This window comes from Streptomyces speibonae, assembly GCF_984686075.1.
Genome location: NZ_OZ480260.1, coordinates 7448228 through 7472987, shown reverse-complemented (window position 1 = coordinate 7472987; position 24760 = coordinate 7448228). Strand labels below are relative to the sequence as shown.

The 24760-nt window shown below is 73.1% G+C and carries 22 protein-coding genes and 2 pseudogenes; 14 read left to right on the top strand and 10 right to left on the bottom strand.

The genetic code is table 11. From position 1 onward, the window contains the following. The first annotated feature begins 97 nt into the window (after nucleotides 1-97). Both AC5L3C_RS33605 and AC5L3C_RS33600 read left to right on the top strand, forming a co-directional pair. Nucleotides 98-676: a TetR/AcrR family transcriptional regulator gene (locus tag AC5L3C_RS33605; RefSeq protein ID WP_493652883.1), complete on the top strand. Its 579-nt coding sequence runs from the start codon at nucleotides 98-100 to the stop codon at nucleotides 674-676. Between the two features lie 38 nt (nucleotides 677-714). Continuing rightward, nucleotides 715-1299: a DUF4865 family protein gene (locus AC5L3C_RS33600; RefSeq protein WP_493652882.1), complete on the top strand. Its 585-nt coding sequence runs from the start codon at nucleotides 715-717 to the stop codon at nucleotides 1297-1299. 27 nt (nucleotides 1300-1326) lie between these two features. Here AC5L3C_RS33600 and AC5L3C_RS33595 read toward each other — a convergent pair whose 3' ends face one another. The 4 genes and pseudogenes from AC5L3C_RS33595 to AC5L3C_RS33580 form a co-directional block, all read right to left on the bottom strand. Continuing rightward, nucleotides 1327-1746: a PPOX class F420-dependent oxidoreductase gene (locus tag AC5L3C_RS33595; RefSeq protein WP_164555767.1), complete on the bottom strand. Its 420-nt coding sequence runs from the start codon at nucleotides 1744-1746 to the stop codon at nucleotides 1327-1329. A gap of 45 nt (nucleotides 1747-1791) precedes the next feature. Then, nucleotides 1792-2685: pseudogene (locus AC5L3C_RS33590) on the bottom strand (NAD(P)-dependent oxidoreductase); the annotation flags it as partial. A 33-nt stretch (nucleotides 2686-2718) separates the two neighbouring features. Then, nucleotides 2719-3957: an ROK family protein gene (locus AC5L3C_RS33585; protein WP_493652881.1), complete on the bottom strand. Its 1239-nt coding sequence runs from the start codon at nucleotides 3955-3957 to the stop codon at nucleotides 2719-2721. A 36-nt stretch (nucleotides 3958-3993) separates the two neighbouring features. Then, nucleotides 3994-4644 (bottom strand): alpha-ketoglutarate-dependent dioxygenase AlkB family protein, encoded by a 651-nt coding sequence (locus tag AC5L3C_RS33580; RefSeq protein ID WP_493652880.1) that lies wholly within the window; start codon nucleotides 4642-4644, stop codon nucleotides 3994-3996. A gap of 67 nt (nucleotides 4645-4711) precedes the next feature. Here AC5L3C_RS33580 and AC5L3C_RS33575 point away from each other — a divergent pair, with 67 nt between their 5' ends. The 3 genes from AC5L3C_RS33575 to AC5L3C_RS33565 all read left to right on the top strand — a co-directional run bounded on the left by AC5L3C_RS33575 (nucleotide 4712) and on the right by AC5L3C_RS33565 (nucleotide 8754). Beyond that, a complete protein-coding gene (locus tag AC5L3C_RS33575; protein ID WP_493654132.1) occupies nucleotides 4712-5842 on the top strand; it encodes a methyltransferase in 1131 nt (376 codons plus the stop codon). A gap of 236 nt (nucleotides 5843-6078) precedes the next feature. Continuing rightward, nucleotides 6079-6858 carry a DeoR/GlpR family DNA-binding transcription regulator gene (locus AC5L3C_RS33570; protein WP_125508913.1) on the top strand — a complete coding sequence of 260 codons (780 nt, stop codon included), beginning with the start codon at nucleotides 6079-6081 and terminating at the stop codon, nucleotides 6856-6858. A 72-nt stretch (nucleotides 6859-6930) separates the two neighbouring features. Then, entirely contained in the window at nucleotides 6931-8754 is a 1824-nt protein-coding gene (locus AC5L3C_RS33565; RefSeq protein ID WP_493652879.1) for a glycoside hydrolase family 15 protein, read from the top strand. A 3-nt stretch (nucleotides 8755-8757) separates the two neighbouring features. Here AC5L3C_RS33565 and AC5L3C_RS33560 read toward each other — a convergent pair whose 3' ends face one another. Next, on the bottom strand, nucleotides 8758-9681 hold the full coding sequence (locus tag AC5L3C_RS33560) for a DUF8832 domain-containing protein (protein WP_493652878.1): 924 nt from the start codon (nucleotides 9679-9681) through the stop codon (nucleotides 8758-8760). Nucleotides 9682-9858: 177 nt separating this feature from the next. Between AC5L3C_RS33560 and AC5L3C_RS33555 the strand changes: the two genes are divergently transcribed. After that, entirely contained in the window at nucleotides 9859-12099 is a 2241-nt protein-coding gene (locus tag AC5L3C_RS33555) for a heavy metal translocating P-type ATPase (RefSeq protein ID WP_493652877.1), read from the top strand. A 75-nt stretch (nucleotides 12100-12174) separates the two neighbouring features. Further along, nucleotides 12175-12819, top strand: coding sequence for a phosphatase PAP2 family protein (locus AC5L3C_RS33550; RefSeq protein ID WP_125508905.1), 645 nt, complete (start codon nucleotides 12175-12177; stop codon nucleotides 12817-12819). A 625-nt stretch (nucleotides 12820-13444) separates the two neighbouring features. On the opposite strand, the gene AC5L3C_RS33545 is transcribed toward AC5L3C_RS33550, so the two are convergent. Next, nucleotides 13445-14221: a response regulator gene (locus AC5L3C_RS33545; RefSeq protein ID WP_493652876.1), complete on the bottom strand. Its 777-nt coding sequence runs from the start codon at nucleotides 14219-14221 to the stop codon at nucleotides 13445-13447. A 282-nt stretch (nucleotides 14222-14503) separates the two neighbouring features. Here AC5L3C_RS33545 and AC5L3C_RS33540 point away from each other — a divergent pair, with 282 nt between their 5' ends. Genes AC5L3C_RS33540 through AC5L3C_RS33530 form a run of 3 tightly spaced genes read left to right on the top strand, consistent with a single transcriptional unit; the run spans nucleotide 14504 to nucleotide 17566 of the window. Next, nucleotides 14504-15487 (top strand): Bug family tripartite tricarboxylate transporter substrate binding protein, encoded by a 984-nt coding sequence (locus AC5L3C_RS33540; protein WP_493654130.1) that lies wholly within the window; start codon nucleotides 14504-14506, stop codon nucleotides 15485-15487. Beyond that, entirely contained in the window at nucleotides 15484-16065 is a 582-nt protein-coding gene (locus AC5L3C_RS33535; RefSeq protein WP_493652875.1) for a tripartite tricarboxylate transporter TctB family protein, read from the top strand. The genes AC5L3C_RS33540 and AC5L3C_RS33535 overlap by 4 nt, the downstream gene beginning before the upstream one ends. 1 nt (nucleotide 16066) lies before the next feature. Next, nucleotides 16067-17566, top strand: a complete 1500-nt coding sequence (locus AC5L3C_RS33530) for a tripartite tricarboxylate transporter permease (RefSeq protein ID WP_493652874.1) — start codon at nucleotides 16067-16069, stop codon at nucleotides 17564-17566. Nucleotides 17567-17645: 79 nt separating this feature from the next. Here the strand turns inward: AC5L3C_RS33530 and AC5L3C_RS33525 are convergent, their stop codons facing one another. Together AC5L3C_RS33525 and AC5L3C_RS33520 are read right to left on the bottom strand one after the other, a co-directional pair. Next, on the bottom strand, nucleotides 17646-18359 hold the full coding sequence (locus AC5L3C_RS33525) for a class F sortase (protein WP_493652873.1): 714 nt from the start codon (nucleotides 18357-18359) through the stop codon (nucleotides 17646-17648). Nucleotides 18360-18555: 196 nt separating this feature from the next. Then, nucleotides 18556-19014 carry a hypothetical protein gene (locus AC5L3C_RS33520; RefSeq protein WP_493652872.1) on the bottom strand — a complete coding sequence of 153 codons (459 nt, stop codon included), beginning with the start codon at nucleotides 19012-19014 and terminating at the stop codon, nucleotides 18556-18558. A gap of 312 nt (nucleotides 19015-19326) precedes the next feature. On the opposite strand from AC5L3C_RS33520, the gene AC5L3C_RS33515 reads away from it, so the two are divergent. From AC5L3C_RS33515 to AC5L3C_RS33500, 4 genes and pseudogenes are all read left to right on the top strand, one after another. Then, complete coding sequence (locus tag AC5L3C_RS33515) at nucleotides 19327-20490, top strand: MFS transporter (RefSeq protein WP_493652871.1); 1164 nt, start codon at nucleotides 19327-19329, stop codon at nucleotides 20488-20490. Nucleotides 20491-20639: 149 nt separating this feature from the next. Then, nucleotides 20640-21517, top strand: a pseudogene (locus AC5L3C_RS33510) (SDR family oxidoreductase). A 28-nt stretch (nucleotides 21518-21545) separates the two neighbouring features. Next, nucleotides 21546-22280, top strand: a complete 735-nt coding sequence (locus AC5L3C_RS33505) for a maleylpyruvate isomerase family mycothiol-dependent enzyme (RefSeq protein ID WP_493652870.1) — start codon at nucleotides 21546-21548, stop codon at nucleotides 22278-22280. A gap of 257 nt (nucleotides 22281-22537) precedes the next feature. Further along, on the top strand, nucleotides 22538-22822 hold the full coding sequence (locus tag AC5L3C_RS33500; RefSeq protein WP_493652869.1) for a DUF6332 family protein: 285 nt from the start codon (nucleotides 22538-22540) through the stop codon (nucleotides 22820-22822). On the opposite strand, the gene AC5L3C_RS33495 is transcribed toward AC5L3C_RS33500, so the two are convergent. Together AC5L3C_RS33495 and AC5L3C_RS33490 are read right to left on the bottom strand one after the other, a co-directional pair. After that, nucleotides 22783-23448 carry a response regulator gene (locus AC5L3C_RS33495; RefSeq protein WP_493652868.1) on the bottom strand — a complete coding sequence of 222 codons (666 nt, stop codon included), beginning with the start codon at nucleotides 23446-23448 and terminating at the stop codon, nucleotides 22783-22785. The two genes, AC5L3C_RS33500 and AC5L3C_RS33495, sit on opposite strands and share 40 nt — an antisense overlap. After that, nucleotides 23445-24737, bottom strand: coding sequence for a sensor histidine kinase (locus AC5L3C_RS33490; protein WP_493652867.1), 1293 nt, complete (start codon nucleotides 24735-24737; stop codon nucleotides 23445-23447). Before AC5L3C_RS33490 ends, AC5L3C_RS33495 begins: the two co-directional genes overlap by 4 nt. Between the last annotated feature and the right edge of the window lie 23 nt (nucleotides 24738-24760).

The following is a 24760-nucleotide window of genomic DNA, read 5'->3' as shown; positions in this document are numbered from 1 at the left end:
ACGGCCAGCGGCACTGTGCGTACCTCCCGGGGAGTAGCCGGGCGGCGGGCTGCTGCTCCCCGCTCGGCCGGGCCCGCGCTCGTTTGTACCTACTGGTATGTACAGTGCCGTCATGAGCACCTCGGAGCGACTGATCGAGTCCACGCGCGAGCTGCTGTGGGAGCGCGGCTACACCGGTACCAGCCCGAAGGCGATCCTGGCCCGCGCGGGCGCCGGCCAGGGGAGCATGTACCACCACTTCAAGGGCAAGCCCGACCTCGCGCTGGCCGCGATCCGGCGCACCGCCGAGGAGATGCGGGCCACGGCCGCGGCGCTGCTGGACGGGCCGGGAACGCCGTACGAGCGTATCGAGGCCTACCTCCTGCGCGAGCGCGACGTGCTGCGGGGCTGTCCGGTGGGGCGGCTCACCATGGACCCCGATGTGATCACCGACGACGCGCTGCGCGCCCCGGTGACCGAGACCCTGGAGTGGCTGCGCGCACGGCTCGCCGCGCTGGTGGACGAGGGCAGGGAGCGGGGCGAGTTCGCGCCGGACCTGGACTGCGGGGAGATCGCGGCGGCGGTCGTCGCGACCGTCCAGGGCGGCTATGTGCTCGCCCGTGCGTCCGGCTCCCCCGCCGCGTTCGACGCGGGGGTGCGCGGACTCCTCTCCCTGCTCGCGCCGCGCGAGCACTGACCCGACGACCCGGCCCGACCCGCCTCGAGGAGGCCTGTGTGCATGCCCTGCAGTACGAACTCACCCTGCCCGCCGACTACGACATGGGGATCGTCCGGGACCGGGTGGCCCGGCGCGGGCATCTGCTCGACACCTGGCCGGGCCTCGGCGTCAAGGCGTATCTGGTGCGTGAGCGCGGGGTGCACGGTTCGCCGGTCAATCAGTACGCGCCGTTCTACCTGTGGCGCACCGTGGAGGGCATGAACGCGTTCCTGTGGGGCGGCGGTTTCCAGGGGATCGCCGACGACTTCGGCCGTCCCCCCGCCCGGCAGTGGTCCGGTCTGGCGTACGAGGAGGGGGTGGCCGCGGCCGGTCCCGCGGCCGTGGCGGTGCGCCACCGGCGGCCGGTGCCGGACGGGGTGCCGGTCGGCGAGGTGGCCGAGGAGGCGGCGCGGGAGTGCCGGCGGCTGGCCGGCCTGGACGGCGTGGTGCTCGCGGCGGCCGCCGTGGACACCACGCGCTGGGAACTGGTGCTCTTCTCGCTCCGGGGGCGGGCCACGCCCGACGCCGAGGGAGAGGTCTTCCAGGTGCTGCACCTGTCGGAACCGGAGCGGGACCGGCTGCCCCGGGGGCGCCAGTGGTGAACGCGCCCGGGGCCGGCCGGCTCCGGGTCAGCCCGGCTGGGCGCTGTCCTTCATCGCGCCCCAGCCGTGCCAGCGTTCGACCTCGACCCAGCCGCTGACCCGGCCACGCTCGCGGTCCGGGTACGGCCCGCCCACGTAGTGCCGGGCCAGCCGGTCGATGTCGGCCAGGTCCGTGTCGTCGTACAGCTCGGCGACCCGCCCGATCAGGGTGACGTGGGTGTACCAGTCGTCACTGGCCAGCACCGTGAGGGTGACGCGGGGATCGCGGCGGACGTGCCGGAGCCGTACCCGGCCCTCGTCGAAGTTGAGCAGGGCGCGGCCGTTCTCCCAGAGGTACCAGGTGGGGGTGGAGACGGGCGCGCCGTCGGAGCGGAGTGTGGCCATGACGCAGGGGTTGGGCCTGCGCAACAGTTCCTCGGCCTCGGGCGGGAGTGGGGGCTTGGACACCAGGGGCTCCTCGGTGTGCTGGACGGTGGGGGTCGTCGTTCCTGCTCAGGCGGCGGGCCCGGCGTCGAAGCCGGCGTAGTAGGCCGCGGCCATGTCCTCCTCGCCGTGACCCAGGCCGGCGGCGCGCTCCAGTCGTTCGGCGCTCGCGGCGGCGACGTCCAGGCGCACGCCGTGCTGTTCACCGGCCCGCACGATCAGTCTGGCGTCCTTGGCCGCGGTCGTCACGGCGAACTGGGCCGGGCTGAGCCGTCCCTCGAGGATCAGTGCGGACTTGGCGCGCAGATAGCCCATGTCGAGCGGGCCGCCGGCGATGAGGTCGAAGAAGGCGTCCGGCGCCACGTCCAGGGCCTCGGCCAGGGAGAGGGTCTCCCCGGCGGCGGCGGTGACCGCGACGACCCAGCTGTTGGCGACCAGCTTCAGACGGGTCGCGCTCGCGGCCGCCCCGTCCTCGCCGGTCCACACCGTACGGGCGCCCACGGCGTCGAAGACGGGGGTCACCCGGTCCCGGCCGTCGGCGGGACCGGCGGCGAGCACGGTCAGCCGGCCGGCCTCGGCGGGCTCGCGGGTGCCCAGGACCGGGGCGTCGTAGAAGAGCAGGCCCTGCTCACGGGCGAAGGCGGCCAGGTCGGCGACGCCCTCGAGCCCCGCGGTGGTGGACTGGGACCAGACGGTTCCGGGGCGCAGGGCGGGGGCGGCCCGGCGCATCGTCTCCAGGGTGGCCGCCGCGTCGTACAGCATGGTCAGGACGACGTCGGCCGACTCGACCGCCTCGGCGGGGCCGGCGGCGACGTGGGCGCCCTCGGCGGCGAGCGGTTCGGCCTTGGCGCGGGTGCGGTTCCAGACCCGGACGGTGTGGCCGGCGCGGGCGAGGTTGCGGGCCATGGCCGCGCCCATGATGCCGGTGCCCAGGACGCTGACGGTGAGCTGCTCGGTCATGTGGGTCGGCTTTCTGTGCGTCGTACGGCGGGCGTTCTACGTCAGTGCTCCCAGAGGATCGTCCAGCACCGGCTGCCAGGCGAGTTCCGCCGCGCCGACCAGGCTGTTGTATGCCAGGGTGCAGGGGAGGATGGGCACGCCGCCGCTGCGGCCCCACAGGCTGCGGTCCGCGACGACCGCACGGAGCCGCTCGGGGTCGGCCTCCAGCAGGGTGCGGTGCAGTCCGCCGAGGATGATCCGGTCGGGGTTGAGGATGTTGACCAGTCCGGCCAGGCCCAGGCCCAGCCGGTCGATGAGGGTCTCGGCCGCGATGCGCACGTCCGGGTCGTCGTAGTGCCGGCGGATCAGCTCGTCGGCCTGCCGGAGCAGGGACATCTCGGGTCCCGGCGCCCGGCCCGCCGCGGTCAGCAGCGCCAGCGGGTCCGCCTCGATGTCGAGACAGCCGCGGCTGCCGCAGTGACAGGGGCGGCCCGCGGGGTTGACGGCGAGGTGCCCGACCTCCAGCGCGAGTCCCGAACTGCCGGAGTGCAGACGGCCGTCGAGGACGAGCGCGCCGCCGACACCGCGGTGACCGGTGGCCACGCACAGCAGGTCGCGGGAGCCGCGCCCGGCGCCGTGCCGGTGTTCGGCGAGGGCGGCGAGGTTGACGTCGTTGGCCGCGAAGGCGGGCCCGTCCAGACCGGCCGCGCGCACCTGTTCGGCGAAGATCTCCCGCACCGGGGCGCCCGCGGGCCAGGCCAGGTGCAGGGGGTTGAGGGCGAGCCCTTCCGGTTCGGCCACCGCCGAGGGCACCGCGAGTCCGGCGCCCACGCATCGCCGCCCGGTCTCCCGCAGCAGGTCGGCGCCGGTCTCGACGACGGATCCGAGGACCTTGGCCGGGTCGGCGTCGACGACCTCGCAGCCCGGCGCGGTGGCGACGATACGGCCGCCGAGACCGACGAGGGCCGCGCGGAAACCGTCGGCGTGCACCTGCGCGGCGAGCGCCACGGGGCCGTCCTCGGCGACGGAGAGCCGGTGCGAGGGGCGCCCCTGCGAACCGGCCGCCGCACCGGGCCGGGCGTCGACCCGGATCAGCCCGAGCGCCTCGAGTTCGGCGGCGACCGCACCCGCCGTCGCGCGGGTCACACCCAGTTCGGCGGTGAGCACCGCGCGGGTCGGCGCGCGGCCCGTGTGCACGAGCTCCAGCGCGGGTCCGAGCGCGCCGCGCCCCCGGTCCAGCCGCGTCCTCGAGGTGGTCCCTTCCCCCGCCGGCCGGGGGTCCGCCTTCCCGCTCATGAAGGCGAGTCTCCCATGATCCGCAGACGGCACGGACTACAGGCCGCTGACCCGCAGCGTGATGTTCAGCCGCCCCGACAGCCCCAACTCCGGCGGCCCGCTGCCCGCGTACACCCGGGGAACGCCGTGGTACGCGAGCCGGGACGGCCCGCCGAAGACGAACAGGTCGCCGCTGCGCAGCTGCACGTCCGTCCAGGGGCGGCCGCGGGTCCGGGGGTTGCCGAAGCGGAAGACGCAGGTGTCACCGAGGCTCAGCGACACCACGGGCGCCCGCGCCTTCTCGTCGCTGTCGCGGTGCATGCCCATGCGGGCGCCGGCGTCGTAGAAGTTGATCAGGGCGATGTCGTATGCGGCCTCCCCCGCGGTGTCCGCGCCCAGCACGTCGGTCACCGCGCGGCGGCCCAGTGCGCCGAGCCGCGCGGGGAACGGCTTCACCGGCGCGCCGTCACCATCGACGACGGTGCGGGCGTAGCCGTACGGATACCAGTGCCACCCGAGGCACACCTGCCGGGCGGTCATGGTGCCGCCTCCCGGGGTGCGCACGGTGCGCAGCCCGGCGGGCGGCCGGGCCCACCCACGGCACGCCTCGAGGAGCTCCCGCTGGTCCCGCGCGTCGAGCCAGTCCGGCACGTGCACCGCGCCCGGCGCGATCTCGGTCCGTGCCCGGGGGAACAGCTCGGCGTCCATGCCTGCCATCCTCCCCGACGGCTGCCCGTCGCCGCTCGGATAGCCTGGCCGGACGATGAACGACCGTATGACGACGCCGTGGGGCGACCGGGTGCTGGCCCGGTTCCCCGAGGACCCGCGGGACCGGCTGCGCGCCTGGGACGCGTCCGACGCCTACCTCCTGAGACATCTCGCCGACCGGGAGGTCCCGCTGTCCGGCACGGTCGTGGTCGTCGGCGACCGCTGGGGCGCGCTGGTGACGGCGCTGGCGGAGCACCGGCCGACGCAGATCACCGACTCCTGGCTCGGGCAGGAGGCGACCCGCGCCAACCTGGCCCGCAACGCGGTGGAGCCCGGCACGGTACGGCTGCTCACCACGCAGGATCCCCCGCCGGAGCGGATCGACGTCCTGCTCGTGCGGGTGCCGAAGAGCCTGGCCCTGCTGGAGGACCAGCTGCTGCGGCTGGCACCCGCGGTGCACGAGGGAACGGTCGTCGTGGGCACCGGCATGGTGAAGGAGATCCACACCTCGACGCTGAACCTCTTCGAGCGGATCCTCGGCCCGACCAGGACCTCGCTCGCCGAGAAGAAGGCACGGCTGATCTTCTGCACGCCCGATCCCGCCACGGCACGCCCCGTCAACCCCTGGCCGTACCGCTACACGCTCCCCGACGGCATCGGCCCGGTCTCGGGCCGGACGGTCGTCAACCACGCCGGGGTCTTCTGCGCGGACCGCCTCGACATCGGCACCCGCTTCTTCCTCACGCATCTGCCCGCCGGCCGCGGCGGGCGGGTGGTGGACCTGGGCTGCGGCAACGGCGTCGTCGGCACGGCGATGGCGCTGGCCGATCCGCGGGCCGAGGTGCTGTTCGTCGACGAGTCCTTCCAGGCGGTGGCCTCGGCGGAGGCCACGTACCGGGCGAACGGCGTGCGCGGGCAGGCCGAGTTCCGGGTCGGCGACGGTCTGTCGGGCGTACCGTCGGGCAGCGTCGACCTGGTGCTCAACAACCCGCCGTTCCACTCCCACCAGGCCACCACCGACGCCACCGCCTGGCGCATGTTCACGGGTGCCCGCCGCACCCTGCGCCCGGGCGGCGAGCTGTGGGTGATCGGCAACCGGCACCTGGGGTACCACGTGAAGCTGCGGCGGCTGTTCGGCAACGGCGAAGTGGTGGCAAGCGACCGGAAGTTCGTGGTGCTCAGGGCCGTCAAGCGCTGACGTCCCTGAGCATCGCCACCGTCCGGGCCATCGCCTCCCGTCCGGCCGTGCGGTAGCCGCGCGTAGGGCAGCCGCGAGGCGTCGTACATCAGGGAGCCGAACCCGGCGTCCGGAGCCCGGGCGAGCGGCAGCAGCCCTCTCACTGCGCGTTCTTGCAAGGTAGGGCGCTCTTTCAAATGGAATCAAGCATCAGACGGGGGTTAGGGTGGCCGGGGACCGGAGGAACGGGAGGGGCGATGTCACGGGACGCCCGCTGGAAGACACTGCTGGAGCTGCTCGTCGAGCGCGGCCGGCTGGACGTCGAGGAGGCGGCCGGGGAGCTGGGGGTGTCGGCGGCGACCATCCGGCGCGACTTCGACCAGCTGGCCGAGCAGCAGATGCTGGTGCGTACCCGGGGCGGCGCGGTGGTGCACGGGGTGTCGTACGAGCTGCCGCTGCGCTACAAGTCGGCGCGGCACGCCTCGGAGAAGCAGCGCATCGCCAAGGCGGTGGCGGATCTCGTCGCGCCGGGTGAGGCGGTGGGACTGACCGGCGGGACGACCACGACGGAGGTGGCGCGGGCACTCGCCGCACGGGGCGATCTCACCTCCGGGTCGCCCGCGCTGACCGTGGTGACCAACGCGCTGAACATCGCCAACGAACTGGCCGTGCGCCCCCAGTTCAAGATCGTGCTGACCGGCGGAGTGGCCCGGGCCCAGTCCTACGAGCTGGTCGGCCCGCTCGCGGACGGGGTCCTCGGGCAGATCACCCTCGATGTCGCGGTGCTCGGCGTGGTGGCCTTCGACGCCGAGCACGGGGCCGCGGCCCATGACGAGGCGGAGGCCGCGATCAACCGGCGGCTGTGCGAGCGGGCCGAGCGGGTGATCGTGGCCGCCGACTCCAGCAAGCTGGACCGGCGGGCGTTCGCCCGGATCTGTCCGGCCGAGTCGGTGGACACACTGGTCACGGACTCGACGGCGGATCCGGAGACCGTACGCCGCTTCGAGGAGGCGGGGCTGCGGGTCGTCACGGCGTGAAGCCCGCCCGCGGACCTACCCTGGACGAAGTGACGCATACCAGACAGGGCGCGCCGCACCCGGGAGGCTGCGATGGACGGGACGGCCAACGGACACAAGCCGCGGTACACGCCGATCGCCGACCACGGACTGATCGGCGATCTGCGCAGCGCGGCGCTGGTGGGAACCGACGGCACCATCGACTGGTACTGCTGTCCGTCCTTCGACTCGCCGAGTGTCTTCGCCGCGCTGCTGGACGCCGAGCGGGGCGGCTCCTTCCAGCTGGCGGCGGCCGTGCCGGCGCACACCAAGCAGTTCTACTTCCCCGACACCAACGTCCTGATCACCCGGTTCTTCACCGAGGACGGGATCGGCGAGGTGCAGGACTTCATTCCCATCGACGGCGAGTCGTCCGCGCGGCGCCCGCACCGGCTGATCCGCCGGGTGCTCTGCGTCCGCGGGTCCGTGCCGTTCCGCACGCGGGTGGCACCGCGCTTCGGCTACGGCGCCGTGCCGCACACGGTGCGGCTGACCGGAGACATCGCGGTCTTCTCGTGCCGTGACCTGTGCCTGGCGCTGACGGCCACCGTCCCGCTGGAGGCCGACGGCACGGACGTACGGGCCGACTTCAAGCTGACCGAGGGCGAGACGGCGGTGCTCACGCTGGATCAGTGCGCCGAGGACGCGTCGCCGTACCGGTGCGAGTGCGGGGAGGCGGAGCGGGAGTTCAACGCGACGGTGGCGTACTGGCGGCGCTGGCTGGCGTCCTCGCGGTACAAGGGGCGGTGGCGGGAGATGGTGCACCGCTCGGCCCTCACGCTGAAGCTGCTCACGCACGCGCCGACGGGCGCGATCGTGGCCGCGCCGACGACCAGTCTGCCCGAGCAGCTCGGCGGCGAACGCAACTGGGACTACCGGTACGTGTGGGTGCGCGACGCCGCGTTCTGCGTGTACGCGCTGCTGCGCCTGGGGTTCACCGAGGAGGCCAAGGGGTTCATGACGTTCGTCTCCCTGCACATCAGCCCGGGTGACCGCAAGGCCTCGGGCCCCTTGCAGATCATGTACGGCATCGACGGCCGCACCGACCTGTCCGAGACGGAACTGAACCATCTGGAGGGCCACCAGGGTTCGGCGCCCGTACGTGTCGGGAACGCGGCGGCCGAGCAGTTGCAGCTCGACATCTACGGGGCGCTGGTCGACTCCATCTACCTGTACGACAAGTGGGCCGAGTCCGTCTCCAGCGAGCAGTGGGACCATGTGACGGCGCTGGTGGACTGGGTGTGTGCGAACTGGGACCAGCCCGATGAGGGCATCTGGGAGACGCGCGGCGGACGGAAGAACTACCTGTACTCGCGCCTGATGTGCTGGGTGGCGATCGAGCGGGCCATCCGGATGGCCCACCGGCGGGGCCTGCCCGCCGATCTCCCCCGCTGGCGGGCGACCCGGGACACCGTGTACCGGCGGATCATGAGCCGTTACTGGTCCGACGAACGGCAGGCGTTCGTGCAGCACGAGGACGGGGACGTGCTGGACGCGTCGGTCCTGATGATGCCGCTGGCGATGTTCATCGCGCCGACCGATCCGAAGTGGCTGTCCACGCTGGACTCCCTCACCGCGGAGCTGGTGTCGGACTCCCTGGTCTACCGCTACGACCCGAACGCGAGCCCCGACGGCCTGCGCGGCGACGAGGGCACGTTCTCCATCTGCTCCTTCTGGTACGTCGAGGCGCTGACGCGGGCCGGCCGGCTCGACGAGGCCCGCCTCGCCTTCGAGAAGATGCTCACCTACGCCAACCATGTCGGCCTCTACGCCGAGGAGATCAGCCACACCGGTGAGCAACAGGGGAACTTCCCCCAGGCGTTCACGCACCTGTCCCTGATCAGCGCCGCGTTCAACCTGGACCGCGCCCTGGGCTGAGACTCAGTGCCCGTGACCGTCGTCGGAGTGCTCCGGCGCGCTCACCTCGCCCCGCTCCCCCGCCTCGACCGTGAACGCCGCGGTACGCACCACGCCCTCGTGCTGGAAGTCGAGGAACAGCCGGTACCTGCCGCCGCTGGGCGCACTGGCCGTGAAGGAGACCTCGGGGCCGGGCCGGGTCGTGCCGTCGCCGGGTTCGCCGTGGGGGTGTACGTGCAGGTAGGCGAGGTCTCCGGAACGCAGGGCGACCAGATGCCCGTAGGCGCCGAGGTAGGGCTGGAGGTCGGTGACGGGCTTGCCGTCACGCGAGACGCTCAGCCGCAGTTCGCTCGCCCGGCCGGGCCGCAGTGACCCCTCCAGCTCGACCTCGTAGCCGTCCACGCGGGCGATGTCGGCGGCCGGGGGAAGCTCCTGGGGCCGATAGGAACCGGAGGCGGCGAGGTCGGCTCCGAGGGTGAGGTTCTCCGCGCCCTCGCGCGCCGGGGTGAAGTCGGCGAAGACCCGGTAGCCGCCGGCCCGGGGAAGCTCGACAGAGGTGGTCCAGGTGCCGTCCGCCGCCCGGGTGGGGTGCAGATGGCGGTAGGTGAGCAGATCGCGCGAGGCGATGATCAGATGGAGCTCCTTGTCGTGCTCGCGACGGTACTCGGTCACGGCCCGTCCCCGGTCGTCCCGGACCGTGAAGCGCAGGCCGGCGCGGTGCCCGGCGGCGACACGAGGAGTCTCCAGCTCCAGGGTGTAACCCCTCTCGGAGATCTGCAGCCCACCGGCACCGTGCGCTTGTGCCGAAGGCGGTTCGTGCCGCTTCTCGTGCTTCGGCGGCGCGGGCTCGGCGACGACCGGATCGATCGCCTCACCGACGCCGTACGCCGTGCCGAAGGTGGCAGCCAGGGCGGCTGCGAACGCGGTGATCTTCAGTCCGGTGTTCATGACCGTCTCCTCCGAAACAGGACCGTCGACTCCCCGAGGAGCCGATCCACACAGCTCAAGATACCCCCCTAGGGTATCAAGTCAAGCCACCCCCCACCTTGCCCCGAATACCCACCAGGGGTATACATGAGGAAGCCGGACGCGATACCCCCACCCCGTATACACCCAGGAGCCCGCATGACCGCCCGTACATCCACCCCCGGAGCCGCCGCCGAAGTGGAACTCGCGATCGGCGGGATGACATGTGCCTCGTGCGCCGCCCGGATCGAGAAGAAGCTCAACCGTATGGAGGGCGTCACCGCCACCGTCAACTACGCCACCGAGAAGGCGCGGATCTCCTACGACGGCGAGGTGACCGTCCGCGACCTGATCACCACGGTCGAGGCCACCGGATACACGGCCCAGGAGCCGTCGGCGCCCGAGCCGGAGCAGGGCGAACCCGACGAACTCCGCCCCCTCAGACAGCGCTTGGTCACAGCGGTGACACTGGCGGTGCCGGTGGTGGCGATGGCGATGATCCCGGCGCTGCAGTTCGAGTACTGGCAGTGGCTGTCCCTGACGCTGGCCGCGCCCGTGGTGACCTACGCGGCCTGGCCGTTCCACCGGGCGGCGTTCACCAACGCGCGGCACGGCGCGGCCACCATGGACACGCTGATCTCGGTGGGGACGTCGGCCGCGTTCCTGTGGTCCCTGTGGGCCCTCTTCTTCGGCACCGCGGGCATGCCCGGGATGACCCACCCCTTCGAGCTGACGATCGCCCGCGGGGACGGCGCGGGGAACATCTATCTGGAGGCAGCCGCGGGGGTGACCGCCTTCATCCTGGCCGGCCGCTACTTCGAGGCACGCGCGAAGCGGAAGGCGGGCGCGGCACTCCGCGCCCTTCTGGAGCTGGGCGCGAAGGACGTCACCGTCCTGCCCGCCGACGGACCCGAGAAGACGATCCCCGTCACCGAACTCAGGACGGGCGACCGCTTCCTGGTACGCCCCGGCGAGAAGATCGCGACCGACGGAACCGTCGTGGAGGGCTCCTCCGCGGTGGACGCCTCGATGCTCACGGGCGAGTCGGTCCCGGTGGAGGTGGCCCCCGGGGACCCGGTCACCGGGGCCACCGTCAATGTGGGCGGGCGGCTCGTCGTGACGGCCACGCGGGTCGGCGCGGACACCCAACTGGCCCGCATGGCCAAGCTGGTGGAGGACGCGCAGAACGGAAAGGCGGCCGCGCAGCGCCTCGCCGACCGCATCTCGGCCGTCTTCGTGCCCGTCGTCATCGCCCTGGCCCTGGGCACGCTGGGCTTCTGGCTCGGCAACGGCGCCGGCCTGACGGCCGCGTTCACCGCCGCCGTGGCGGTCCTGATCATCGCCTGCCCCTGCGCACTCGGCCTGGCCACTCCCACCGCGCTGCTGGTCGGCACCGGACGCGGCGCCCAGCTCGGCATCCTGATCAAGGGCCCGGAGGTCCTGGAGTCCACGCGCGGCGTCGACACGGTGGTCCTGGACAAGACCGGCACGGTGACCACGGGCCGGATGACCTTGCTCGCCGTGCACACCACCGAGGACGAGGCCGAAGTACTGCGTCTCGCGGGCGCGTTGGAACACGCCTCCGAGCACCCGATCGCCCGCGCCGTGGCCGACGGCGCGCGGGAGAAGCTGGGCGAGCTGCCCGCACCGGAGGACTTCGCGAACGTGCCGGGACTGGGCGTCCAGGGTCTGGTCGACGGACACGCCGTCCTGGTCGGCCGGGACGGACTGCTCCGCGCGTGGTCGCTGGACCTCCCCGACGAACTGGCCCGGCTCAAGGACAGAGCCGAGGCGGCGGGACACACCGCCGTCCTGGTCGCCTGGGACGGGGAGGCGCGAGCGGTGCTGGAGATCGCCGACGCCGTGAAGGAGACCAGCGCCGAGGCCGTCCGCAGGCTGCGCGGACTCGGACTGCGGCCGGTGCTGCTGACGGGGGACAACGAGGCGGTGGCCCGCTCGGTCGCCCGCGAGGTCGGTATCGCGCCGGAGGACGTCATCGCCGAGGTGCTGCCGCAGGACAAGGTGGACGTCGTCAAGCGGCTGCAGTCCGAGGGCCGTTCGGTGGCGATGGTCGGCGACGGGGTCAACGACGCGGCGGCGCTGGCCCAGGCGGACCTGGGACTGGCTATGGGCACCGGCACGGACGCGGCGATCGAGGCCGGTGACCTGACTCTGGTGCGGGGAGACCTGCGGGCGGCCCCGGACGCGATCCGCCTCGCCCGGCGCACCCTCGGCACCATCCGGTCCAACCTGTTCTGGGCGTTCGCCTACAACGTGGGGGCCCTGCCGCTCGCCGCGGCCGGACTGCTGAACCCCATGATCGCGGGTGCCGCCATGGCGTTCTCGTCGGTCTTCGTGGTCGGCAACTCCCTGCGCCTGCGCACCTTCCGCGCCGGCTGAAGCAGGGGTGGGCGGGCTCCTCGGATGGATCTTGCGTACCGTGGGCACTCCAGGATGTCATCGCGGGAGAGACAGATGAGCGAGCCCACCCCCACGGACGTCACCCGTCCGCTCACCAGGCCCGTACCCCCCGCCGACGGACTGCGCAGAGCAGCGTCCGCGGTGCTGGGCGACCTCAGGGCCGTGGACGGCGCCCTGTACGCGGCGGTCGCCGCGACGCCGACGCCGACGCTGGACCGGGCACTGCGCCGTCTCTCCCACGCGGCCGACCACTCCAAGATCTCCTTCGCCATCGCCGGAGCGCTCACCCTGGCCGGGTCGCGGCCACGCAGGGCTGCGCTCGCGGGGGTCGGCGCGATCGCCGTGGCGTCGGCGTCGGCGAATCTGCTGGGCAAGCGGCTGGTGCGCAGGGACCGGCCGGACCGGGAGGCGGCGCGGGTGACCGTGGACCGGCATGTGCCGATGCCGACGTCGGCGTCGTTCCCTTCCGGGCACACGGCGTCCGCGGTCGCCTTCGCCACCGCGGTGGGGACGGTGATGCCTGCGGCGTCGGTGCCGTTGGGGGCGCTGGCGGGGGCGGTCGGATACTCGCGTATCCATACGGGAGTGCACTATCCGGGTGACGTGGCCGCCGGGGCGGTGCTGGGGATCGCCAGTGCGGCGACGGCGCTGGCGGTTGCGTCGGCGCGGCTGCCGGCGTCGTTCGCCCGCCGCCGGTAAGCACGGCCTGTTGGCCGGGGGTTGTGCGACTCCGTACGCCGGTGCCGGCCACGGGGGTTGCAGGCGCAGCTCCGTGCCGTGCGCACCGGCCGGGGGTGTTGCACACCCGGCGCTTCTGCAGGTGCCCTGCGCTGGTGCCGGCCGGGGGGTGTCTGCGCAGCCCGGCGCTTGCGGGATGCCTCCCCCACTCTCGGCTCCGCTCGAGCGGGAGGTACCCCCATGAGCGGGGGGACCCCCATCGCCCTGGGGGTACCTCCCAGGCCCTTCAGGCACTGGGGGAGGCACGACTGCCCGCGGCTCACGCGGCTCACGCGGCTTGCGCGGATGGCGCGGATCGCGGGGAGGGGCGGCGCGCGGCCGGCGGGGCGCGGTAGGCGCGAACGGCGGGGAGGGGCGGCGCGCAGCCGGCGAGGTGCGGCACTCGCCGGTGGCGGGAGGGGGCGGGGCGGGGGTGTGCGCCCGCAGTGGCTGGCGCGTCCGCGCCGCTCAGCCCCACCAACAAGCCCCATCGCGCCAGACCGAGGACGTACACCCCCGACCCGCCCCCGCACCACCCACCCACCGTGGGCGCTACGCGCACCCCCACCCCACCCGCACCTGCGCCGCAGGCATACGACCACCCACACTAAACCCGCGCCCGCAGCCCCCCGCCCCGTCGACCGGGCCCGCTCGGTCCCACCCCCAGCACCCGGTACCGATACCGCCGCTCCGGTCTCCCCGTGGCCCCGTACCGCAACGACACCTCCACGCTGCCCACGGTGTGGAAGTACTCCAGATACCGCCGGGCGCTGACCCGCGAAACCCCCGTCAGTCCGGCGCACTCGGTCGCCGACAGGCTGCCGTCCGCCTCCCGCAGGGTCCGCTCGATCAGTTCCGCGGTCTCCGAGCTCATCCCCTTGGGCAGCACAGGCGACGCCGGCACGGCGGCCGCCCCCGCCAGCACCCGGTCGACGTCCGCCTGCCCCCGCACCACCGTCTCCAGCATCCGCCCACGCTGAACCGCGTACCGCTCGAGCCGCCCCCGCAGGTCCTCGAAGTCGAACGGCTTGAGCAGATAGTCGACGACGCCCTGCCGCACGGCACCCCGCACGGCGTCCGCCTCACGGGCGGCGCTGATGACCATCACGTCGCAGTCGTGCCCGGCGGTGCGCAGCCGCGGGATGACGTCGAGCCCGAACACGTCGGGCAGATAGAGGTCGAGCAGCACCAGGTCGGGCCGGAGCTCGTCCACCGCGGCGATGGCCTCCTCACCGCTGCCGGCGACACCGACGACCCGGAACACGTCGAGGCGTTCGACGTACGCGCGGTGCACCCGGGCCACCCTGAAGTCGTCGTCGACCACCAAAACCCCGATGGCGTCGGCATCGACGGCCCCGGACAGCCCAGCCCGCGTACTGCTCATCGTTCCCACTCCGTTCCCGCTCCCTCGCACCACGCCACCACGCCACCACGCCACAAGCAACAAACAACAAGACCCCCCGGAGCCGCCCATCATGGCCCCCGCCCGCGGCAGGGAAAAGAGACGTGCACCACCGACCCACCACCGCTGACGCAATGACCACAACCTCCATTGGTTCCGCAAGGACGACAGCCCGCCCGCGCGCGGGCACCATGTGGCCCGCGTCACCCTCCCCCACAGGGCCTGGCGTGATCCCAGAGAACCGACCGACAGGTGGTGGCACTCGTGCGCCTGCGCACACCCCTCGCCCTGCTCGGGGCCGCCGTGCTCGTACTCGTGGGCCCCGCGCTGTTCACGACCGGCAGCGGCTCCGAGAGCGGCACACAGATCCCGGGCCTGCGTTTCATGGTCCCCAACTCGCCCGGCGGCGGCTACGACATCACGGCCCGCACGGCCGCGAAGAACGCCGAGGACGCCGGCCTCACCCACTCCGTCGAGGTGTTCAACCTGCCCGGGGCCGGCGGCACGGTGGGTCTCAGCCGGCTGGTGAGCGAGCACGGCAACGGCAAGCTGGCGATGTCGATGGGCCTGGGCGTGGTCGGCGCCGTCCGCTCCAACGACGCCCCGAAGACCCTCGGCGACACGACGCCCATCGCCCGGCTCACCGAGGAGCAGGACGTCGTGGTGGTCGGGAAGGACTCCCCGTACAAGACGATCGACGACCTGATCGGTGCCTGGAAGGAGAACCCCGGCAAGCTCCCGGTGGGCGGCGGGTCCTCCCCCGGCGGGCCGGATCACCTCGCGCCGATGCTGATGGCGCGGGCCGCCGGGATCCTGCCGAAGGAGGTCAACTACATCCCCTTCGACGGCGGCGGCGAGCTGCTCGCGTCGATCCTCGGCAACAAGGTCGCCTTCGGGGTGTCCGGCGTGGGTGAGTACCTCGACCAGATCAGGTCGGGTGAGCTGCGGCTGCTCGCGGTCACCGGACCGAAGCGGGTCGCGGGCCTGGACGCGCCCACGCTGCTGGAGGCGGGCTACGACGTGAACTTCACCAACTGGCGCGGGATCGTCGCCCCGCCCGGCCTCAGCGACGCCGAGCGCGACAAGCTCGTGCGCCTGCTGGAGGAGCTGCACGGCTCGAAGGAGTGGCAGGAGTCGATGAAGCGCAACGGCTGGGACGACGCGTTCCTGACCGGCGAGAAATTCGGGACGTTCCTGGCGGCCGAGGACGAGCGTGTGGTCTCCGTACTGAAGGAGCTGGGACTGTGACGACGCCGACGACCCGCGACGAAACGCCCGACGACACCCCCGACGGAACCCCACCCGGCACCACCGCTCCCGGCACCACCGCACCCCGCTCCTGGCTCCGCGACCACTCCGAGCTCGGCGTCTGCGTCCTCCTGCTGGCCCTGGGCGTGCTCGTCCTGACCGACGCGTTCACCATGGACGTCGACATCACCCAGCGCGGCCCGGTCGGCCCGAAGACCGTGCCCTTCGTCGTCGGCACCGCTCTGCTCGTTGTCGCCGCCCTCCTCGCGGTCGACGTGTTGCGCGGCGGCCGGGGCGAGGCCGAGGGCGGCGAGGACATCGATCTGTCCGAACCCGCCGACTGGCACACGGTGCTGCTGCTGGCCGGTGTGTTCCTGGGCTCCGCCGTGCTCATCGAGCCGCTCGGCTTCCCCGCCGCGGGCGCGCTGCTGTTCTGGGGCGCGGCCTTCGCGCTCGGCAGCCGCAGAGCGGACCGCGACCCGCTGATCGCGGCGGTGGTCTCCCTCGTCACCTACGCCGTGTTCAACAACCTGCTCGGAGTGCCGCTGCCCGGCGGTCCGCTGATGGGAGTGCTGTGACATGAACGCCCTCAACTCCCTCCTGGACGGCTTCGGTACGGCCCTCACCCCGCTCAATCTGCTGTGGGCGGCGGTCGGCGTGCTGCTCGGCACGGCGATCGGCGTGCTGCCCGGCATCGGCCCGGCGATGGCGGTGGCCCTGCTGCTGCCGGTGACGTACGGGCTCGAACCGACCGGCGCGTTCATCATGTTCGCGGGCATCTACTACGGCGCGATGTTCGGCGGTTCGACGACGTCGATCCTGCTGAACACGCCCGGGGAGAGCGCGGCCGTGGTCGCGGCCATGGAGGGCAACCCCATGGCCAAGTCGGGGCGCGGTGCCCAGGCCCTCGCGGCCGCCGCGATCGGGCACTTCGCGGGCGGCATGGTCGGCACGGTGCTGCTGGTCGCTCTCGCCCCGACGGTCGCCGACCTGGCGGTGGACATCGGCGCGCCGGACTACTTCGCGATCATGGTGCTGGCGTTCATCGCTGTGACGTCCGTGCTCGGTTCGTCACGGATCCGCGGTCTTGCCTCGCTGCTGATCGGTCTGACGATCGGCCTGGTGGGCCTGGACCAGATGACCGGCCAGCAGCGGCTGACGTTCGGTTCGCTGCAACTCGCGGACGGCGTCGACGTGGTGATTGTCGCCGTGGGGCTGTTCGCCATCGGTGAGGCGCTGTGGGTCGCCGCGCATCTGCGGCGCCGGCCGCCGGACCCGATTCCGGTGGGCCGGCCGTGGCTGGGCCGCGCGGACGTGCGGCGCACCTGGAAGTCCTGGGCGCGCGGTCCGTTCATCGGCTTCCCGTTCGGTGCGATCCCGGCGGGCGGTGCGGAGATCCCGACGTTCCTGTCGTACGTCACGGAGAAGCGGCTGTCCAAGCACAAGGACGAGTGGGGCAAGGGGGCGATCGAGGGTGTCGCGGGTCCGGAGTCGGCGGCTTCGGCCTCGGCGGCGGGCACGCTGGTGTCGATGCTGACCCTGGGTCTGCCGACCACGGCGGTGGCGGCGGTGATGCTGGCGGCGTTCCAGCAGTACGGCATCCAGCCGGGCCCGCTGCTCTTCGAGCGCGAGCCGGACCTGGTGTGGGGGCTGATCGCCTCGCTGTTCGTCGGCATGGTGCTGCTGCTCGCCCTCAATCTGCCACTGGCCCCGGTGTGGGCGAAGCTGCTGCGCATTCCGCGGCCGTATCTCTACGCGGGGATCATGTTCTTCGCCGCGGTGGGCGCGTACGCGGTCGGCGGTGAGGTGATCGACCTGGTGATCCTGCTGATCATCGGTCTGATCGGCTTCGGAATGCGGCGCTACGGGCTGCCCGTGCTGCCCGCCATCATCGGGGTGATCCTCGGCCCGGCCGCCGAACAGCAGCTGCGCCGCGCCCTGCAGATCAGCGACGGCAGTGTCACGGGTCTGGTCAACACGCCGTTCTCGGTGATCGTGTACGCGGTCGTGGTCCTCCTCCTCGCCTGGCCGCTGGCACGCAAGGCCCTGCCCCGGAACCGGAAGGCGGCACGGACCTGACCGGACACCGTCCCATCCGGCCGGCCCGCGGGCCTGCCGGGGCTGCCGGGGCTGCCGTACCCCGGCCGCCCCGGCAGGCTCAGACGAGGTGGGCGAAGACCACCAGGTTCTCGGTGTAGTCCTTGACGGAACGGTCGTAGTCGCCGGCGCAGGTGATGAGCCGGACCTGGGCGTCGGGCGTGTCGGCGTACACGCGTTCGTCGGGGAAGTCGTCCTTGTCGAAGGACTCCGTCGCGTCCACCACGAACGTGGCCTTGCTGCCGTCGGCGCGCAGGACCCGGAAGCGGTCCCCCTTCTCCAGTTCGCTGAGCCGGACGAACACGGCCGCGGACGTCGCCGTGTCCACGTGCCCGGCGATGATCGCCGTTCCGCGTTCCCCCGGGGAGACGCCCTTGGCGTACCAGCCGACCAGGTTGGTGTTGTCGGCCGGGGGCGGTTCGAGTTGGCCCTTGCTGTTGAGGGCGAGGTCGGTGAACGGCGCGTCGACGCCGATGCCGGGGATGAGCAGCCGGGTCGGCTCGGAGCGCGGCAGATGCTTGGTGGCCGACGGACTGGGGGCGGGCTCGCCCGCGGCCGGGTCGGTCGAGGAGGAGGCGGACGGAGCCGCGGTGACCGCGGGGGGAGCCTGCCGGCCGTGGGCGTCGTCGGGGGGACTCTCACCGCCGCCCATCAGCGTCGTGGCCAGCACCAGGCTGGCCCCGCTCCAGAAGACGGCCGTCATGACGGCGCGCAGTCTCCGCCGCACCGGTGACGCCGGATCGGTTTCGGGGGGCGTGGGGGGAGTGGCCGGCATCGGGGGAACCACCTCGTTCGGGCAGGACGGCGGGGACGACACGCGAAGGGCCGAGCAACGGGACTGTCACGACATGACGGGCAGCGGGATCTGACGACATGCGGTGCGGCACCACGGCACGCGGCGCAGCGAGCGGGGCCGTCATGACGCGCGCGGCGCGTACGACGGCCCCGGCCGCTATGCCGCCGGGCACGGCTCAGGCCACGTCGCCGGTGATCTTCTTACGGCGCAGCGCGTAGGCGCCGGTGCCGAGGACCGCGAGGGCGGCCAGACCGCCCGCGGTGACACCGGGCTGGGCGAGACCGCCGCCACCGGTGTGCATGCCGCCGCGCGGCTTCTCGTGGTTCCCCTCCTTGTGCTTGCCGCTCCAGGAGTCCTCGCTCTGGGAGTCGCCCTTGTTCTTGTACGTCTCGGGGTCGTACTTCGGGTCCTTGGCGGTGCCCCAGTCGTCCTCGGCCACGACGGCGAGGGCCCCGCCGCCCGTGTGCATACCGCCGTGCGGCTTGTCGTGCTTGCTCTCCTTGTCGTGCTCCTTGCTGTAAGAAGACTTGTCGTGGCCTTCGTCACCGGCGTAGTCGGCGTGGGCCGCGGGCGCGGCGAGGGCGAGTGCCGCCGTGGCCGTGGCAGCGGCGAACACCATGCGGGCAGAGCGCATCGATCAGTCCTTCCGCGGGAGGCCGGGCAGCTGACTCCGCGTCAGCACGGATATCCCGTCTCCGGCAAGATCCACGGTTGGCCATGCCACCCGGTCCCACCATCCGGGACGATCACACGGGTTAACGACCCCCACCCGTACGGCTTCACCGGCGCGCGCCCGCCACGCTCGCGGTCCGGTCCGCTCCCCGACACTCCGCTCCCCGCACTCCGCTTCCCCGCACTCCGCTTCCCCGCGCTCCTTGCTCCCGGCCCGGTCGCCGCCTAGCCTGACTTTGTGCCGCTAATAAACAAAACCCGTTCGCACAGCGTGGTGCCGGGTACCGACCTCGTACGTCTCCGTCTCGCCCTGACCGCCTTCTTCGCCCTCGACGGCTTCGTCTTCGCCGGCTGGGTCGTGCGCATCCCCGCCATCAAGGAACAGACCGGCGCCTCGGCCAGCGCGCTGGGCCTCGCCCTCCTCGGCGTCTCCGCCGGGGCGGTCGTCACCATGACGCTCACCGGCCGGCTGTGCCGCCGGTACGGCAGCCACCTGGTCACCGTCATCTGCGCGGTGGTGCTCTGCCTCAGCGTCGGCCTGCCGCCGCTGACCCATTCCGCCCTCGCCCTCGGCACCGTGCTGCTGCTGTTCGGCGCGGCCTACGGCGGGATCAACGTCGCCTTCAACAGCGCCGCCGTCGATCTGGTGGCCGCGCTGCGGCGGCCGATCATGCCCAGCTTCCACGCCGCCTTCAGTCTGGGCGGCATGACCGGGGCCGGCCTGGGCGCGCTGGTCGCGGGCTCCCTGTCACCGACCCGGCACCTGTGGGGGCTCGGCCTGGTCGGCCTGCTGGTGACGGCGGTCGCGGGGCGGGCGCTGCTGCGGTGCGAGCCGCTCACCCCGGCGGACGCCGGACGGCCCGAGCCGTCGGCCCCGCGCAGGCCGGACCGGCGCACCCGCGCGCTGGTGGTGGTCTTCGGACTGATCGCGCTGTGCACCGCCTACGGGGAAGGCGCGCTGGCCGACTGGGGTGCGCTCCATCTCGAGGAGGACCTCGATGCCTCACCGGGCGCGGCCGCCGTCGGGTACTCCCTCTTCGCGCTCGCCATGACGATCGGACGCCTGTCCGGGACGACACTCCTCGAACGGCTGGGCCGTACCCGTACGATCCTCGCGGGCGGGTCGACGGCCGCGGCCGGCATGCTGCTCGGCGCGCTCGCCCCGTCTCTGTGGGCGGCCCTGCTCGGCTATGCGGTCACCGGCCTCGGGCTGGCGAACCTCTTCCCCGTGGCCATCGAACGGGCGGGTGCCCTGGCGGGCCCCAGCGGGGTGGCCACCGCCTCCACCCTGGGCTACGGCGGCATGCTCCTCGGCCCGCCCGCGATCGGTTTCATGGCCGACTGGTTCAGCCTTCCGGCGGCCCTGACCAGCGTGGCGCTGCTGGCCGCGGTGGCCACCGCCATCGGTTTCGCCACCCGCCGCGTGAGCCCGGGCTGACCGGCCGCCCCGTACGGCCGTCCGGGCAGCGACGCGGACCGGTGGCGCACGGATCGGATGCCGGTGCCGGGGTACCCGGTGTTCCGCGTCCGCCGGCCCTCCGTCGCGGGCGCCGACCGCGTGACCGCCCCACGGAGACGGGAGAGATTGTGACCGAACAGCAGCACCCCGCCGAGCAGCACCCGACGCCCGATTTTCCCTCCCAGGACCAGCCTCATCCCGGCTGGACCGGTCCGATGGACCCGCCGCCGGACCACGGCGAGGACTCCTACCGGGGCAGCGGCCGGCTGACGGGCCGCAGGGCCGTGATCACGGGCGGGGACTCCGGGATCGGCCGGGCGGTGGCCCTGGCGTTCGCCCGCGAGGGCGCGGACGTGCTCTTCACGTATCTGGACAGCGAGAAGGACGACGCCGCCGAGACCGCGCGGTGGGTGGAGGAGGCCGGCCGGCGGGCCGTGCCCGTCGTCTGCGACGTGCGGGACGAGGAGAACTGCCGGGCACTGATCGACCGCGCGGTGTCGGAGTTCGGCGGCATCGACATCCTGGTGAACAACGCGGCGTACCAGATGTCGCAGCCCGACGGCATCGAGGCGATCTCCACGGAGCAGTTCGACCGCGTGCTGCGGACCAACCTGTACGGCATGTTCTGGCTGTGCAAGATGGCCCTGCCGCACATGCGGGAGGGCAGCAGCATCATCAACTCGGCCCCGTGCAGGCGTACAAGCCGAGCCCGCACCTGCTGGACTACGCGACCACGAAGGGTGCCATCGTCACGTTCACGCAGGGGCTGGCGCAGATGCTGATCGAGCGGGGCATCCGGGTCAACGCCGTGGCGCCGGGTCCGGTGTGGACGCCGCTGATCCCGGCGACGCTGCCGGACACCCGGGAGTTCGGCAAGCAGGCGCCCATCGGCAGGCCGGCCCAGCCGTCCGAGATGGCCCCCGCGTATGTCTTCCTCGCCTCGCAGGAGGCCTCGTACATCACGGCCGAGGTCGTCAATGCGACGGGCGGGACGCCGCTGCCGTAGATCCCGGGCCGTACGGCAGACTCCTCCCATGGATACTGCCTGGTTCGTGGACGTCCTGGAGGAAGAGGGCCGGCTGCTGGCCGCCGCGGCGGAGGAGGCGGGCACGAGCGCCTCCGTTCCGGCCTGCCCCGGGTGGGAGATACGGGACCTGCTCCGGCACACCGGCGTGGTGCACCGGTGGGCCGCGGCCTTCGTGGCCGAGGGCCACCTCGCGCCCCGGCCGATGGGCGAGCATCCGGACCTGGACGGCGCCGAGCTCGTGGCCTGGTACCGCGCCGCGCACCGCCGGCTGGTGGACACCCTGACCGGTGCCGCGCCCGACGTGGAGTGCTTCACCTTCCTGCCCGGGCCGCCGTCGGCGCTCGCCTTCTGGGCCCGCCGCCAGGCGCACGAGACGGCGGTGCACCGGTTCGACGCGGAGTCCGCCCGCGGCGGCGCTCCGACGCCGTTCGGCATCCGGTTCGCGGTGGACGGGATCGACGAGCTGCTGCGCGGCTTCCACGCGCGGCGCAAGAGCCGGGTGCGCAGCGAGAAGCCGAAGGTCCTGAGGGTGCGCACCACCGACGCCGACGCGGTGTGGACGGTGCGGCTGTCGCCGGAACCGCCCGTGACCACACGGGACGCGGCCGAGGAAGCGGACTGTGAGCTGACCGGTCAGGCCGAGGAGTTGTATCTCGCGCTGTGGAATCGGCGGCCGGTCCCCGCGCTGTCCGGGGACCCTGAGCTCGCCGCGCTCTGGCGGGAGACGTCCGCCGTCGTCTGAACCCGACCATGCCGCTCGTCGGCTCCGGCTTCGCCCTCACCGACCTCCTGATCCCGCTCTTGGGCCTGCGCGGCACCCGCCGCCGGGGCGGGTCCCTGATCGGGGCCAAGTCCGCGGTGCGGTGGGCGGAGGAGGAACGCTGCGACGCCCGGTCCTGGGCATCCGGCGGTCCGTCTCCACCGTGTGTCCGGCGGGTCGCTTGTCCGTCGGGGGCACGCCTGGTTGACTCCGCGGGTGAGCGACACCAGGGGGCGGGCATGACGGTTCACGGGGGACGGCGGACCCAGGCGGAACGGGACGCGATCACCGTCGAGATCGGGTACGCGCTGTGCAGCGCGGCGTTCGCCGCGGCGGTCGTCCTGGGCGCCGTGGCGGGACCGGCACTGCTCTTCGCCCTGCCCGAGGCCGTCGAGGTGTCGCTGACGGGCGCCGGCCTGGTGCTCGCCACGGCCTTGTTCGCGGTCCGCACGGTCGCCGTGCTGGTCCGGTTCCGCCGCGCGGCTCAGCCCAGCCAGCCCGGCCGCACCAGCCCCGACTCATAGGCCAGCACGACCAGTTGGGCCCGGTCGCGGGCGCCGAGTTTCACCATGGTGCGGCTGACGTGGGTCTTGGCCGTGAGCGGACTGACGACCAGCCGCCGGGCGATCTCCTCGTTGGTCAGGCCGATGCCCACCAGCGCCATGACCTCCCGCTCCCGCTCGGTGAGCTCGGCCAGGGCGTCGGCGGCCGCCGGTTCCTTGGACCGGGCCGCGAACTCCGCGATGAGCCGGCGGGTCACCCCGGGCGACAGCAAGGCGTCCCCGTCCACCACCGCCCGCACCGCCCGCAGCAGTTCCTCCGGCTCGGTGTCCTTGACCAGGAAGCCCGAGGCTCCCGAGCGGATGGCCTCGAAGACGTACTCGTCCAGCTCGAAGGTGGTGAGCATGACCACCTTCACCCCGGCCAGGTCCGGGTCCTCCGTCACGCGCCGGGTGGCGGCCAGACCGTCGAGCGCGGGCATGCGGATGTCCATCAGCACCACATCGGGCCGCAGTTCGCGGATCAGCCGCAGGGCCTCCTCGCCGTCCGACGCCTCCCCGGCGACCTCGATGTCCGGCTGCGCGTCCAGCAGCGCGCGGAACCCTGCCCGGACCAGTGACTGGTCGTCGGCGAGCAGTACGCGGATCAACGGTCCTCCTTGACCTCGAGCGGCAGTACGGCGAGCACCCGGAATCCGCCGTCGGGGCGCGGGCCCGCCTCGATGGTGCCATCCAGCGCGGCGGCCCGCTCCCGCATCCCGGCCAGTCCGTTCCCGCTGCCTCCCGCGTCGGCGCCGGTGGCGGGCCCGTCGTCGTCGATGCGCAGCCGCAGCCGGCCCCCGTCCCGTTCGACGCACACCCGCGCCTCGCGCGAGCCCGAGTGCCGTACGACGTTGGTGAGGGCCTCCTGGACGATCCGGAAGGCGGCCAGGTCCGCGCCCGGGGGCAGTTCCGGGATCTCCCCCTCGACGGTCACGGTGAGTCCCGCGCCGCGTGCCTGTTCCACCAGTTCGGGCAGCCGGTCGAGGCCGGGGGCGGGGGCGCGGGGGGCGGCGCCGGGGGCGCGCAGCGTGTCGAGCACCTGGCGCACCTCCCCGAGCGCCTCCTTGCTCTTGGCCTTGATGGTGCCGAGCGCGTTGCGGGCCTGCTCCGGGTCGCTGTCCAGCAGCGCGAGACCCACGCCCGCCTGCACATTGATCACGGAGATGCTGTGCGCGAGCACGTCGTGCAGTTCCCGGGCGATCCGCAGCCGTTCCTCGTCGGCGCGGCGCCGTGCCGCCTGGGCCCGTTCGGCCCGCTCCCGTACCCATTGCTCACGGCGGGTCCGGGCCAGCTCCGACACCGCCACGAGTGCCACCAGCCAGGTGGCGATCACGAGCCCCTGGGTCCAGGAGGCGGCCCCGTCACCGGGGGGCGGCAGGTGGCGGTACAGGACGTGGGTGATCAGGAGGTGCCCCGCCCAGAACGTCGCCATCGCCGCCCAGGCCGCGTGCCGGTGCCCCGAGACGATGGCGCTGAAGCAGGCCACGGCGACGGTGAAGAACACCGGCCCGTGCGGGTATCCGGCCGCCACGTAGCCCAGGACCGCGGCCACCGTGCTGAACAGGACGAGCACGGCGTGACGCTTGCGCCACAGCAGCAGCGCGCCCGCCACGAACAGCAGGATCCGCCCGCCGAGGTCCAGAGCGACCCGCTCGCCCTCCTGGGCATGGGCCGCGAAGTTGGAACCGACCAGCACGAACACCGTGACCAGCAAGGTGGAGCGCCAGGGCCACCGGGGGCGACGGCGGCCGCCGCCGTCGCCTTCGGCCTCGCCGTACCCGTCCTGCTCGTCGACCCAGCGGGTCCACCCGGGCGGGCCGTGCCGCCACCAGCGGGGCGGCCGCCCGTGGCGCCACCGCCCCGGCGGGCCGGCGCCGGGTCCACGCTGCTCGTCCATGTCCGCCACGCTAGACGCCGGAC